At 65.0% G+C, this 13,910-nt stretch carries 11 protein-coding genes; 5 read left to right on the top strand and 6 right to left on the bottom strand.

Annotation, left to right across the window (positions count from 1 at the left end):
* The first annotated feature begins 64 nt into the window (after positions 1-64).
* The 3 genes from NY78_RS07245 to cgtA all read left to right on the top strand — a co-directional run bounded on the left by NY78_RS07245 (position 65) and on the right by cgtA (position 5,741).
* Positions 65-2,134 carry an elongation factor G gene (locus NY78_RS07245; RefSeq protein WP_043633696.1) on the top strand — a complete coding sequence of 690 codons (2,070 nt, stop codon included), beginning with the start codon at positions 65-67 and terminating at the stop codon, positions 2,132-2,134.
* A 147-nt stretch (positions 2,135-2,281) separates the two neighbouring features.
* A complete protein-coding gene (locus tag NY78_RS07240; RefSeq protein ID WP_043633694.1) occupies positions 2,282-3,691 on the top strand; it encodes a sigma-54-dependent transcriptional regulator in 1,410 nt (469 codons plus the stop codon).
* 691 nt (positions 3,692-4,382) lie between these two features.
* Positions 4,383-5,741, top strand: a complete 1,359-nt coding sequence (cgtA, locus tag NY78_RS07230) for an Obg family GTPase CgtA (protein WP_043633690.1) — start codon at positions 4,383-4,385, stop codon at positions 5,739-5,741.
* A gap of 277 nt (positions 5,742-6,018) precedes the next feature.
* Here the strand turns inward: cgtA and NY78_RS23565 are convergent, their stop codons facing one another.
* A complete protein-coding gene (locus NY78_RS23565; RefSeq protein ID WP_043633688.1) occupies positions 6,019-6,174 on the bottom strand; it encodes a DUF1328 domain-containing protein in 156 nt (51 codons plus the stop codon).
* Between the two features lie 101 nt (positions 6,175-6,275).
* Positions 6,276-7,469 carry a class I SAM-dependent rRNA methyltransferase gene (locus NY78_RS07220; protein ID WP_043633686.1) on the bottom strand — a complete coding sequence of 398 codons (1,194 nt, stop codon included), beginning with the start codon at positions 7,467-7,469 and terminating at the stop codon, positions 6,276-6,278.
* Positions 7,470-7,586: 117 nt separating this feature from the next.
* On the opposite strand from NY78_RS07220, the gene NY78_RS07215 reads away from it, so the two are divergent.
* Both NY78_RS07215 and NY78_RS07210 read left to right on the top strand, forming a co-directional pair.
* Entirely contained in the window at positions 7,587-8,726 is a 1,140-nt protein-coding gene (locus NY78_RS07215) for an ABC transporter substrate-binding protein (RefSeq protein ID WP_269430866.1), read from the top strand.
* A gap of 5 nt (positions 8,727-8,731) precedes the next feature.
* The gene (locus NY78_RS07210; RefSeq protein ID WP_043633682.1) at positions 8,732-10,723 is read left to right on the top strand and encodes a sensor histidine kinase; all 1,992 of its coding nucleotides are present in this window, start codon (positions 8,732-8,734) and stop codon (positions 10,721-10,723) included.
* Here the strand turns inward: NY78_RS07210 and NY78_RS07205 are convergent.
* The 4 genes from NY78_RS07205 to hydE all read right to left on the bottom strand — a co-directional run bounded on the left by NY78_RS07205 (position 10,701) and on the right by hydE (position 13,783).
* Complete coding sequence (locus NY78_RS07205) at positions 10,701-11,090, bottom strand: HepT-like ribonuclease domain-containing protein (protein WP_047960075.1); 390 nt, start codon at positions 11,088-11,090, stop codon at positions 10,701-10,703. The genes NY78_RS07210 and NY78_RS07205 overlap by 23 nt on opposite strands.
* Positions 11,077-11,370 (bottom strand): nucleotidyltransferase family protein, encoded by a 294-nt coding sequence (locus NY78_RS07200; protein ID WP_043633680.1) that lies wholly within the window; start codon positions 11,368-11,370, stop codon positions 11,077-11,079. The genes NY78_RS07205 and NY78_RS07200 overlap by 14 nt, the downstream gene beginning before the upstream one ends.
* Before the next feature lie 207 nt (positions 11,371-11,577).
* Positions 11,578-12,795 (bottom strand): [FeFe] hydrogenase H-cluster maturation GTPase HydF, encoded by a 1,218-nt coding sequence (hydF, locus tag NY78_RS07195; RefSeq protein ID WP_043633679.1) that lies wholly within the window; start codon positions 12,793-12,795, stop codon positions 11,578-11,580.
* Positions 12,788-13,783, bottom strand: coding sequence for a [FeFe] hydrogenase H-cluster radical SAM maturase HydE (gene hydE, locus NY78_RS07190; RefSeq protein ID WP_043633678.1), 996 nt, complete (start codon positions 13,781-13,783; stop codon positions 12,788-12,790). Before hydE ends, hydF begins: the two co-directional genes overlap by 8 nt.
* Positions 13,784-13,910: the final 127 nt, after the last annotated feature.

Here is a 13,910-nt window from a genome sequence, read left to right as displayed (position 1 = left end):
GGTACAGGAAAAACGCCCACGGCGTTTGGACCACGTGACAACGCCTAGCACAAGGGAGAAGGGAATGTCGGATAACCTCGCCAGCCAACGCACCTACGCCCTGATCGGCCACGGCGGATGCGGGAAGACCTCAGTGGCCGAAATGCTCCTGTTTACGACCGGAGCCGTGGCCCGCCTGGGCAAAATCGAAGAAGGCACCACCGCGCTTGATTACGAGCCTGAGGAAATCAAGCGCCGGGGCAGCACCCAGCCCGGCCTGGCCACCTTCCAGTACAACAAAAATCGGCATTTTCTTCTGGACATCCCCGGCGACGGCAGCTTCAACGGGGATCTGCCCTATCTGCTGCGGGCCGTGGACGGCGTGGTCTTTGTGGTCGACGCCGTGGACGGCGTCAAGCCGCTGACCAAAAAGCTCTGGGGCGAAGTGGCCAAGCTCGGCCTGCCCACCATCTTTTTTATCAATAAAATGGACCGCGACCGGGCCGATTTCGACCTGGCCTTGACCGGCATCCGGGAAAAGCTCGGGGCCAAGACCTTTATTCAGAATCTGCCCATCGGCGCGAAAGAGTCCTTCAAGGGCGTGGTCAACGTCCTGGAAGGCAAGGCCTATTTCTTCGACGACAAGGGCGGCGTGACCGAAGGTCCCATCCCTGACGATATGGCCGACGAGGTCGAGACCCTGCATGAGACCATGATCGAGGAAGTGTGCGTTTCCGATGAACAGCTCATGGAACGCTACCTCGAAGGCGAGGCGATTCCCGTTGAGGAGCTGCTGGCCGCCGTGCATGCGGCCACGCTGTCCGGGGCGCTTTGCCCGGTGTGCTGCGGTTCGGCGCTCAAGGGCATGGCCGGCGACCGCCTGCTGGCCGCCATCCAGAACTATCTGCCCGGCCCCCTGGAATCGGCCGCCGGCGGCAAGACCATCGCCATCGAAGGCGGGGAACTGACCGCCTCCGAGACCGGCCCGGTGGTCGCCTTTGTGGTCAAGACGCTCTTTGATCCCTTTGCCGGCCAACTCTCCATCGTGCGCGTGCTGTCCGGCACCGTGACCACCAACCTGGAATTGTTCAATCCGACCACCGGTTCGTCCGAACGCGCCGGCCAGATCCTTTTGCCGCTCGGCAAGGAGGCGGCCATCTCCAAGGAACCGGCCGGCCCGGGTTCGGTCATTGCCCTGGCCAAGCTCAAGGACACCGCCACCGGCCACACCCTGTGCGACCCCAAAAAACCGGTGGTCGTCCCGGCCCCGGTGCTGCCGCCGCCCATGATCTCCTACGCCCTGGCCCCGGCCGAGAAGGGGGATGAGGACAAGGTCTTTGCGGCCATGTCCAAGCTCCTGGACGAGGACATCACCTTGTCGATCACCCGCGACGAGGAAACCGGCGACATCCTTATTTCCGGCATGGGCCAGACCCACCTGGAGACGGCGGTGGAAAAAGCCCGGCGGCGCTACAAGGTGTCGCCGGTGCTCAAGGCCCCGAAAATCCCCTACCGCGAGACGGTCAAGGGCAAGGTCGAGGTCCAGGGCCGCCACAAGAAGCAGACCGGCGGCCGCGGCCAGTTCGGCGACTGCTGGATTCGCATGGAAGGGTTGCCGCGCGGCTCCGGTTACGAGTTCGTGGACGCCATTGTCGGCGGGGCCATTCCGCGCCAGTACATCCCGGCCGTGGACAAGGGCGTGCAGGAATCCTCGGTGCGCGGCTTCCTGGCCGGCTATCCCCTGGTCGATTTCCGGGTCACGCTCTACGACGGGTCGTTTCACACCGTCGATTCCTCGGAAATGGCCTTCAAGATCGCCGGGTCCGTCGGCTTCAAGGCGGCCTGCGAGAAGCTCAAGATTTCCCTGCTCGAACCCATCGTGCTGGTGTCGGTGAGCTGCCCGGACGAATACATGGGCGACATCATCGGCGACCTGTCCAGCCGGCGCGGCAAGGTGCTGGGGTCGGATTCGACCGGCGGCATCACGGAGATCCAGGCCCATGTGCCCATGGCCGAGATGCAGGAATACGCCAAGACCCTCAGTTCCATGACCGGCGGCCAGGGAGCCTTTACCATGGCCTTTGGCCACTACGAGGAATGCCCGCCGCCCATTGCCGAAAAGGTCGTGGCCGAAGGGAAGAAAAAGGAAGAGTAGGAGAAGATCGGGGCGCTGCCCCGAACCCCGCCGGGGGCATCATGCCCCCGGACCCCCGAAAGGTGGGGCCGCGATCCAGCCGGATCGCGGCCCCACCGTCAGGTCTGGCGGCCGCAACGCAGGAAGCAGCAGCGAAAAGACGAAATCATGGCCCACATTCTCCTCATCGACGACGACGCCATCCTGCGCGAGACCTTTGGCAGCCTCATGCGCCGGCTTGGGCATATGCTCATCTGGGCCGGGTCCATGGAAGAAGGGCGTCTGGCGCTTGGCCGCGACCGGGTGGACGTGGTGTTCCTCGATTTGCGCCTGCCCGACGGCTATGGCCTGGACCTGATGGAGGAGATCAAGGCTGCGCCGGAGTGCCCGGAAGTCATCATCATCACCGGCCAGGAAGACCCGGAAGGGGCGGCGTTGGCCATCAAGTCCGGGGCCTGGGACTATATCCAAAAACCGCTGACCCCCAACCGCGTCACCCTGCCACTCACCCGCGCCCTGGAATACCGGGCGCAAAAGGCGGCCCGGCGGCCGCGGGCGGTGCTCAAGCGCGAGGCCATTGTCGGCGGCGGCCCGGCCATGGAAGCCTGCCTCGATCTGGTGGCCCAGGCGGCCGATTCCGACGCCTCGGTGCTCATTACCGGCGAGACCGGCACGGGCAAGGAACTCTTTGCCCGGGCCATACATGTCAACTCCGCCCGGTCCCACAGCAATTTCGTGGTGGTGGACTGCGCCGCCCTGCCCGAGACCCTGGTTGAGAGCGTGCTTTTCGGCCACGTCAAAGGGGCCTTTACCGGGGCCGACCGCGACCGCGACGGGCTGTTCAAGCTGGCCGACGGCGGCACCCTTTTTCTCGATGAAATCGGCGAACTCTCGCCCGGCATCCAGAAGACCTTTTTGCGCGTGCTCCAGGACGGCCGGTTCCGGCCGGTCGGGTCCAAGCACGAACTGTCCAGTGATTTCCGGCTGGTGGCCGCCACCAACCGCGATCTGTCGGTCATGGCCGGCATCGGCTCCTTCCGCGAGGATCTGCTCTACCGGCTGCGCACCATCGTCATCACCCTGCCTCCCCTGCGCGAGCGGCCCGAAGACATAAAGGCCCTGGCCAGCCACTATATGAACCGGCTGTGCGAACGCTACGGCCTGCCGACCAAGGGTTTTGCCGAGGAGTTCTTCCAGGCCCTGGCCGCCTATTCCTGGCCCGGCAACGTGCGCGATCTGTTTGGCACCATGGAGCGGGTGCTGCTCCAGTACCGAAACGAGCCGGTGCTCTATCCCAAGCATTTGCCCGACGAAATACGCCTTCAGGTCTTGCGGGCGGCCGGAGTGGGCGAGTCGCCCGAGGCGTTTGAACCCGGGTTGGTCGAAACGGGCGGCCGGAGCCTGGCTCCCTGGAAAGCCTACCGCCGGCAGGCCCTGGAAACCGTGGAGCGAGACTATCTGACCGATCTGTTGCGGGTTAGCCGGGGCAACGTCACCCGGGCTGCGGCCATAAGCGGCCTGTCGCCGTCGCGGCTCTACGATCTGTTTCGCAAGTACGGGCTGGCGACCCGGCCGTAAGCTTTCGGCTGGACCAGCCGGCGGTTTCGCGCTTTTGGCCGGGCCACGAGCTGCTTTTGGGCGCCCGGCGTCGGCCTGGCCGCCTCTGGACAAAGAGGAGGGCGGCAAATGGGGAGCGGCCGGACTTCTCTTCTTGGCAATCCCCGGACAATCCCGTAGAAGCAGCGCCCGCCCGGAGAAATGGCCAGACGCGAGCGTTTTTTTCGTACTTTCTTCCTGTTTTACCGTAATACTGGACGAGACGCGGTCTGGTTTCGGGCGACCGATTTGAAGCGCTTGCTATCCTATCGAAAGATAAGGATAAATTTTTAGTCTCCAGACAAGCCATCCTGGCATGAAACTTGGATTTAAAGTGCAGAGCAGAATGATACCTCCCTATCATTTTGACCTCTCCTTCATCTCCTGCGCGGGGGCTCTTTCGGGGCCCCCCATTTTTTTGCGCCGAAAGCCCCTGGAGAAACCCCGCGCCATGCGTTATTTACAGCAGCATATGGACCCAAAGCGCTTGGTCGGGCCGCGTGACCTGACCCCCACGCTCCTGGGTCCAGGTCTCGCCAAAACGTGCGCCGGCGAAGGCCACTCTTCCTTCATTGCGAGGGCTGACAACGAATTGCGCCTGGGGGACAAGCATCTGCCGGCTGGTCGGAAAGATCGGCTGGTCAGGCGGCGTCCCTGATTATACGGAGGTTTCATGCGTTTTGTTGATGAAGCGTGGATTGTCGTCCGCTCTGGCAAGGGCGGGCGTGGCGCGGTGTCGTTTCGACGCGAAAAGTTCATCCCCCGGGGCGGCCCGGACGGCGGCGACGGCGGCGACGGCGGCGACCTTATCTTTCGGGCCAATCCCGATCTGGTGACCCTGTACGACCTGCGCCTCAAACGGATTTACGAGGCCAAAAACGGCCAGGGCGGCATGGGCCGCCAGAAATGCGGCAAGGCGGCCGAGGACTTGTATATCGACGTGCCGGTGGGCACCGAGCTCTACGAGCTGCCGCCCCTGGGCAGCGATGGGCCGGCCCGGGTCGCCGATATTGCCGCGGCCGAGTCGGCCGGCCTGGAAGCGGTCCTGGCCGGGGACGACGACGCGGACGGGGCGGAACTGGCTGACGAGGCCGATCTCCCTGACGACGGAGAGCTGGCGGATGAGGCCGATCTGGCGGAAGATGCCGAGCTGGCGGACGAGGCCGACCCTGAGGCCGAGGAGACCGACCCCGAAGCCGATGCCGCCGCCGAGGCGGCGCTGCTGGAAGCGGCTTCCAAGGCGGCCCCGCAGCAGCTGAGGCTCCTGGCCGATCTGGTCGAGCCGGGCCAGACCTTCGTGGCCTGCCACGGCGGGCGCGGCGGCAAGGGTAATCTGCACTTTGCCTCGTCCACCATGCGCACCCCGCGCTTTGCCCAGCCCGGCGAACCCGGCGAGGAACGCCGCGTGCGTCTGGTCCTCAAGGTCTTGGCCGACGTCGGCATCATCGGTCTGCCCAATGCCGGCAAATCGACGTTTATTGCCGCCGTGTCCCGGGCCAAGCCGAAAATCGCGCCCTATCCCTTCACCACGCTCACCCCCAACCTGGGCGTCATCGACCACGACGACGGCGTGCGGCGGCTGGTCCTGGCCGACATTCCGGGCCTGATCGAAGGGGCGCACCTGGGCCAGGGCCTGGGGCACCGCTTTTTGCGCCACGTCGAGCGAACCCGGGTGCTGCTCCATCTGGTCTCGGCCGAAGACGCCTCGCCCGAGGGCATTTTCGAGGCCTTTGACGTGGTGGACGAGGAACTGCGCCAGTTTGATCCGGCCCTGGCCCTGCGGCCGCAGATCCGCGTGATCAACAAGATCGACCTGCTTTCGCCCGAAGAACTGGCCGAACGCCGGGCTGTTGCCGCTGCTTCGGGCCAGAAGGTGTACTTCATGTCGGCCCTGACCGGACTTGGCGTTCCTGCCGTGCTGCGGGCCATCTGGAAAGCGTCCACGCCTGAAGTCAAGGTCGAGGCCCCGGTCGAGAGCTGGCCCGATGCCGGCCCGGACGGCGGGCCTGGCGCAGGCCAGGACCCGGCCTGATCCAGGGGGCGGGGCTGGAAGAAAAGGCAGGAGAGGCCTCCGGCGGCCAAAGGGCAGCGCCCATTGGAATTCCACCTGGGCTTCATTTGATTTGACCGGGTACGCTGCCAAATCGGCGGGCGGATGTTCGGCAAGAGAAGTTGGGAAAAGAGGCGAGGCCGTACCATGCGGCGTTTGACCTTGACGAGAACCACCGTTGCTCCGGTGGCCGGGAGGGGGGTAGCCCCTCCCGGACCCTCCCTGACAGGGGGGAAGCAGCAAGGCGGAAAACGCGGCCTTACAACAAACGGCCAAGCAGCGACAGGGCGAACAGGATCAGGAAGATGTAAAACAGGATTTTGGCGATGCCGGTGGCGGTGCGGGCGATGCCGGTGAAACCGAGAACGCCGGACAACAGGGCGATAACCAGGAAGGCGATGGTCCAGGAAAGCATGGGTGTTGCCTCCGGTTAGGGGACGACAGGGAAGACGAGTTTCCCATGCTTTCCGTATAGACCGTACCATGGCCCGCGGCAACCGCTGCGGGCCGTTTTCTTTACTGCTGCACCAATCGCATAAGAAACGACTTGAGGTAGTCTGTCTCGGCCATGGCCGGATGGGCCGGGTGGTCCGGGCCTTGGCGTCCCTGGTCGAGAATCTGGCCGCGCCGTCCCCGGGCCATGGCCGCCCGCAGGGCCGCCCGGCGCAGTTCGTAGGCGTCCACGTGCTGGGAGCACGAACAGGTGAGAAGCAGTCCGTCCTCGGCCAGGACGTCCATGGCCAGCCGGTTGAGCCGCTCATAGACCTTGAGCCCGGCTTCCAGGTCCTTCTTGCGTTTGACCAGGGCCGGCGGGTCCAGGCTCACCACGTCAAAGGTGCGTCCGGCAGCGGCGCACTCCTCCAGGAAGGCGGCGGCATCGGCCCGCACCACCTCGACCCGTTCGGCCACGCCGTTTCGGGCCGCATTGTCGGCGGCCATGGAACAAGCCGTTTCCGAGGAGTCCAGGCTGGTCACGGCAGCCGCCCCGGCCAGGGCCGCGCGCACGGAAAAGGCCCCGGCATAGGCGAAAAGGTCCAACACCGTGCGCCCGCCCACCAGCCGGCACAGCCGCGAGCGGTTTTCCCGCATGTCGTAAAACCAGCCGGTTTTTTGGCCGCCCAGGGCCGGCACGGCAAAAAGCGCCCCGTCCTCATTGACCTCAAGGTTCTCCGGGGCCGTGCCGTAGGCCACTTCCACGACCCGGGGCAGGCCCTCGAAGTCGCGCGTGGGGCTGTCGTTTCGCCAGATAACGGTTGACGGGGCCAGCTCGGCCACAATCGTTTCCAGGAGCAGTTCCTTGCGGCTGTCCATGCCGGCCGTGTTGAGCTGCCCCACGATGACGTCGCCGTAGCGGTCGAGAATCAGCCCGGGCACATGGTCGCCTTCGGAAAAGAGCAGGCGATAGTGCGGCGTGGAGTAGAGCCGGCTGCGGATGGCCAGGGCTTCGCGCAGCCGGGCGCGGAAAAAGTCGGCGTCCAGGCGCACCTCGGGGTCCTGGTCCATGATCCGGGCGCTGATGAGCGACCCGGGGTTGACCGTGGCCACGCCGATGGGGCGGCCGCGCGAGGCGGTGACCACGGCCTCCTGCCCCGGAGTGAAGGCGGTCAGCGGTGTTTTTTTCGTATCCACCTCGTTGCTGAACACCCACAGGTGTCCGGCGCGCAGGCGGCGTTCCTCGTTGTTTTTAAGCGTCAGTGTCGGTCGTTCCATGGGGCCACGGTACGGGAGGGCGGCGGTTGTGGCAAGAAGTGGGGGCCAGGGCATTGCAGTTGCCGATTTGTTGTCATACGAATCGAATTGATATTTTTCAAGAGACAGCGGCGGTCAATGGCGTGCGCGGCCGTAAATGGGGGTTCCGTGAAGGGTTTGCTCCTCCTTCTGCTGTGCTGGGCTGGGCTCGTACCGGGATGTGTCGGTGAGGACCCCGTCCTTATTGGGTTTTCCGGCCAGCTCATGGGCGATCACGCCGATCTCGGCGTCCAGGGCCGTAACGGAGCCACTCTGGCCGTGGAAGACATCAATGCCCGGGGCGGCGTGGCCGGGCGGCCGCTTCGGCTGCTGGCCCGCGACGACGACGACACGCCGCAAAGCGCCGTCGATGCCGACGCGGCCCTGCTCAAAGCCGGCGTCGTGGCCATCATCGGCCACATGACGAGCTCCCAGACCCTGGCCGCCCTGCCGACGGTGGCCGCTGCTGGCGGAATCATGATTTCGCCAACCACGGCCACTCCGAACCTCTCCGGCATAAAAGACAATTTTTTTCGGGTGATCCCTGACAACACAGCCTGGGGCGTGGCCCTTGGCCGGTACGCCGCCCGGCACGGTCTGTCCCGGGTCTGTCTGGCCGGGGACACGGACAATGCTTCCTACACCGACAGCTTTCAGGCCGCCTTTGAGCAGGCTTATAGAGAAGCCAACGGCGAAACGGTCTGCCGCTATCCGTTTTCCTCGAGCCAGGGGACCGACTGGGGAGCGCTGCTGGATCAGGCGGCCGCCAGCGGCGCAACAGCCCTCGTGGTCACGGCCTCGGCCCGGGACGTGGCCGCCCTGGCCCAGACCATGACCGCCCGAAACACCCGGCTGCCAATCCTGTGTCCCACGTGGCCGTACACCCGCGAGATCCTGGCCATTGGCGGCCGAAGCGTTGACGGCATCGTCTTTGCCGCCAGCTATACTGAGGACAATAATCGGCCAGAATTTCAGGATTTTATCCGGCGTTACCAGGAACGCTTCGGCAGCCCGGCCAATTTTGCCGCTGCCTACGCCTATGAGGCCGTGGCCGTACTGGCCGCGGCCCTCAAGCGCACCGGCGGGCGGGCCAAGGGGCTGGCCGAGGCCCTGGCCGCAACCGGTCCGCAACCCGGAATCACCAGCCCCTTTGCCCTGGACGCCAATGGCGACGTGACCCGCAATACCTTTCTTGTCACCATAAAAGACGGCCGCTTTACGGCCGTGGCCGGAGAATAAGCCCTATGCGCCCCTCGCCGGTCAGCCGCATTGTCAGCCGCAGTCTGCTTGTCCGTCTGGTGGCTCCGGGGCTGGCCTTGCTGTCGCTTATGGCTGCGGCCATGATCTTCATGCAGTGGCGGACCTTGGAACGGGACAACACCCGGCTGGCCGCAACCCTGGCCACCTTCGTCGCAACCTCGCTCGACGAGGCCTTTCACACCCTGGAAACCTTTGTCGGGCGGGCGTCTCCGGATGGGGAACCGGTCCGGCCCGGGTTGTTGTCCGATCTGCTGGCGGTTTCGCCGTCGTTTCGCCGGCTGCTGTGGATTACAGCCGACGGCACCGTGGCCCAGGCCGTGCCGTCGGGGTTGCAGGGGGCGGTTTTCCCCATCGATTTCGACAACCAGCAAAACGGCCGCCTCCTGTTGTCACGACCCCAACCCTCGCCCATAGACGGCCGGCTGGTGGTTTCTATCGGGGTGCGGACAGCCACGGGCGGCATCCTGGCCGGTGAACTCGATCTGGCCGGGCTGGGCGACCGCCTGACCCAATTGGCTCCCTTGGCCGGCGGGTACATTCTGGCCTGCGACGCCTACGGCAATCTCATTATCCATCCCGAAGCCCGGTTGGTGGCCGAACAGGCCAATATTGGCGATACGCCGCTTTTTGCGGCGGCCAAGGCCGGCAAACACCATCTGGTCTATCGGGCCAGGGGGCGGTTCTGGCTCGGCACGGTGGGAGTGGTGGACGATTGCGGCTGGTTTGTGTTGCCGACAGTGCCGGTGTCTGAGCTGGTGGCCCCGGCCCTGTACACGGTCGCCGTCCTGTTCGTCTTCATGGCCGGCGCGTTTGTGCTGGCCTGGGTGCTGTTGCGCAAGGCCTTGCGGCAGCAGGTCGAAGAGCCGTTGGCCCGGTTTGCGGCCAGCCTGCCGGCGGGTACAAGCGCGGCGGCGGGCGACTCCGGGGCCTTTGCCGAACTGTGCGTCTTTGAAGGAGCCTTTGCCGACATGGCCCAGGGGCTGGTCAAAAACGAACGCCTGTTCCGCTCTTCCTTTGAGCAGGCGGCCGTGGGCATGGCCCATGTTTCAACGGATGGGCAGTGGCTGCTGGTCAACGACCGGTTGTGCCAATTGGTTGGCTGTTCCCGCCAGGAACTCCTGGGCCATTCCCTGGTCGAGGCCATCGTCCCCGAAGACATGGCGGCGGTGGAAGCCCGGGTCGAGGAAAGTCTGGCCGGGCGGCTCGAAACATTTGCCAGGCAAGGCCGCTGTATCCGGCCGGACGGGGTGTCGATCCAGGTCAACCTGACCGTGTCCCTGGTGCGCGATGATGCCGGCCGGCCGGACTATTTTGTGTTCGTGGTCGAGGACATCACCGAGCGCCGGGTGGCTGAGGAGGCCCTGCGCCAATCCCTCAAAGACAAGGAACTGCTCCTGCGGGAAGTCCACCATCGGGTGAAGAACAATTTGCAGGTTATTTCCAGCCTGTTTTTCCTCCAGGCCGAGGTCACGGCCAATGCCGAGGCCCGGGCGGTGCTGCTGGAAAGCCGCACCCGCATTGCCTCCATGGCCCTGGTCCACGAGGGACTCTACCGCAGCGGGGATTTCGGCCACATCGACCTGGCCGATTATGTGACCCGGCTGGCCGGACAACTCCAAAGCAGCCTCGGGCAACGGGGCGGCGTCTGCTGCAAATTGGGCCTGGAGCCGATTTTCGTGTCCATTGAAAAGGCTGCGCCGCTTGGTCTGGTGCTCAATGAACTGATCACCAATGCCATCAAACATGCCTATGGGCCGGGCCAGAGCGGCGAGGTGCAGGTGGGGGCGCGTCTGGAGGGCGACACGATCCGGGTGACGGTTGGCGACCACGGCAAGGGGTTGCCGGAGGGATTTTCCATCGAAGGCACGGAGAGTCTCGGGATGCAGCTTGTGGCCAACCTGACCCGGCAGCTGCAGGGTCAGGTTCGGGCGGAAAATGCCGGCGGCGCGCGTTTTACCCTGATCTTTCCGGTGTGAAGGGGCCAGGGCCGGGCAAGGATACCGTGCGCAGCAGCCGCTCCAGTTGTCTGGACAGGGCCGGGATATCCGCCGTGGCTGTTTCCCAGACCATGGCAATATCCAAGCCGAAGTATTCGTGGGCGATATGATTGCGAAGCCCTGACATGGCTCGCCAGGGAATGTCTGGGAAGCGGCTCTCGAAATCGGGAAAGGTGCGCAGCAGCACCCCGGCCGATTCGCCAAGAGTCAAAAGCCGCATACAGACGGCGTCTTTTGTGCGGGCGTCGCCGAGGAAGTCATCCTGGTTCAATCGCTGCGTATATTCAATGATGGCCCTGGCGGCCTCCAGCCTTTCTTCCAGAAGAACCAGACTATCTTTGTTCATAGAAAATCAACTGTTCCGGCATGATGTGTTGCAGCAGGCGGGGCTTTAGCCCCTGGCGCGAGACCACATCCACATGCCGGCCGAGAATGCGCTCCAGGGACAGCCGCAACTCCTCCAGGGCGAAAAGGCCTGTCCCGGGCCGGACATCCACCAAGACGTCCACATCGCTGGCTTTGGTTTGCCGGGCGCGGGCGAACGAACCAAACAGTGCGGCCCGAAGGACGAAATCTGTTTGCTGCAACAGCGGCAGCGCAGCCTGAATCACTTCTTCCCGGTCCATCCCGCATTCCTGCCACGGGCTTGTCGCCTCGTCAACACTGCCTCTTCCAAGAGCGCAGACCACTCGTTTATCCCTTTTCCTTTTTTTGTTACGCGACTTCCGCCCGTCGACTTGCCTGCGGATCTGGTCAAATAAGACGAACCCCAGGTGGGTTTCCAAAGGGCACAGCCCTTTGGCCGCCGGAGGCACTCTTTTTTTCTCTCTTGCCTAGCGCAGAACCGGGGCCAGTACCCGGTCAAGCACGCCCTGGACCTTGGAGATGGCCACGCCGTAGTTGGTCACCGGCACGCCCCGGCGCACGCATTCGCGGATGCGCCGCAGCATTTCCACGCGCCCGAGCATGCACGAGCCGCAGTGCACGACCAGAGCGTAACGCTCCAGATCGTCCGGGAAATCATGGCCGGTGTACATTTCAAATTGCAGGTCCCGGCCCGTGTACTGGGCAATCCAGCGGGGAATTTTCACCCGGCCGATGTCGTCGGCCTGGGCATGGTGGGAGCAGGCCTCGGCCATGAGCACGGTGTCGCCGTCGCGCAGGCGGTCGATGGCCGCAGCCCCGGCGGCCAGGGTCGGCAGATCGCCCTTGTAGCGGGCAAAGAGCGTGGAAAAAGTGGTCAGCGGCACCGCGTCGGGCACGTCGCCCGAGACTTTGAGGATCACCTGGGAATCGGTGACCACCAGGGCCGGCGGCCGGCGCAGATTGGACAGGGCCGCTTCCAGTTCCCGGTCCTTGACCGTGACGGCAATGCCGTCGCCGTCAAGAATTTCGCGCAAGACCTGGACTTGCGGCAAGATGAGGCGGCCCTTGGGCGCGGCCAGATCAATGGGCACGACGCACACCACCGTGTCGCCCTCGGTAAAGAGATCGCCGCAAAGGACCGGCTCGCGCAGGTTCTCGGCCGGGGCCAGGGCCATGATCGCTTCCTTGACCGCTATCGCCCCCTGGCCGCTGGCGGCGCTGGCCGACACCGTGCGGATGCCGTGCTCCCGGCACCAGGCCGCATCGGCCGCCGCCGGGGCGGCCAGATCGGTCTTGTTAAAGACAATGAGAAAGGCAATGTCGAGCCGGCGGATGTCCTCGATCATGTCCCGTTCCGCCTGGCCAAGGCCGGCGGCCGCATCCACCACCACCACGGCAATGTCCGTGCGCCACAGCACCTTCTTGGTCGCGGCGATGCGCAGCGCCCCGAGTTCGCCGGTGTCGTCAAGCCCGGCCGTGTCGTAGAGCGTCACCGGCCCAAGGGGCAACAGTTCGTAGGCCTTGGCCACGGGATCGGTGGTGGTGCCGGCGACATCGGACACGATGGCCACGTCCTGGCCGGTGACGGCGTTAATGAGCGAAGACTTGCCGGCGTTGCGGCGGCCGACAAAGGTGATGACAAGGCGCACGCCGCGCGGGGCTTTTTCGGCATTGTTCTCAGCCATGGTGTCTCCTTTTGGAACCGCCGACAGCGGTGGAGGGCGTCAGTCCGACGCGGCGGACGGCTTCCCGGGCGGCTTCGACCCGCTCCCGGGCGCCGGCCCGGAAGGCGTTTTTGCCGGGATAGATGGCGTAATCCGGGCTGACGGTTTCCGGGGTGAGCGAGGGCATGACGACATTGGCTCCGACGGTCAGGCCCTGTTCCCTGGCCCCGTCGCGCAGGGCGTTTAAGGCCGACGTGGAGGGGATGTTGGCCAGGGGGGCCAGCAGGCGCAGGATGGCCATGGCCCGAAAGGCGGTCAGGATCGAGCCGGGGCGCTCCCGGCCAAAGGGCGTGTCGGGATGGGGCACGAAGGGACCGACGGCGATCATGTCGAGGTCGAGATCGGCCAGCTTCAAAAGATCGGCGGCCAGGATGTCCGGCGTCATGCCGGGCAGGTCGGTAATGACCCCGGAACCGACCTCGTAGCCGGCCCGGCGCAGGGCAGCCAGGCGGGTCAGCCGGTCGGCCACGGTCAGGCCCGGGCGGCAGTGGGCGTAGAGGGCCTCGTCAAAGGTCTCGATTTTAAGCAGATAGCGGTCCGCGCCGCAGCTGCGCCAGTGGGCCAGCTCGGCTTCGGTCCGGTCGCCCAGGGACAGGGTGACGGCCACGTTCGAGTCGGCCTTGGCCCCGACAATGACCTGGGCGATGTCGTCGGCCGTGTAGCTGAAGTCGTCGCCCGACTGGACCACGATGGTGCCGATGGACAGTTCCCGGGCCAGGGCGGCGCAGGCCAGGATGTCGGGAACGCCCAGGCGGTAGCGGTGGACGTTTTGGTTGGCCGCGCGCAGGCCGCAGTAGCGGCAGTTGTTGCGGCAGTGGTTGGAAAATTCCACTACCCCGCGCAGATAGACCTTGCCGGCGAAATTTTCCCGGGTGAGCGCCTCGGCTGCGGAAAATAGTCCGGGATCATCAGCCCCGGCCAGCAATTGGGCGATTTCAGCCTGTCGCACAGCGACCATCCTTTTTTCTTGCGCAGCTTCCGTCCGTCGACTGGGCCGCGCACCCGGTCAAATCACACGCTCTCCAGGTGGGTTTCCAAAGGGCACTGCCCTTTGGCCGCCGGAGGCACTCTTTTCT

The organism is Desulfovibrio sp. TomC (assembly GCF_000801335.2).
GTDB lineage: Bacteria > Desulfobacterota > Desulfovibrionia > Desulfovibrionales > Desulfovibrionaceae > Solidesulfovibrio.
Note: the sequence above shows the minus strand (reverse complement) of the source record. Positions and strands in the feature narration are given on the sequence as shown.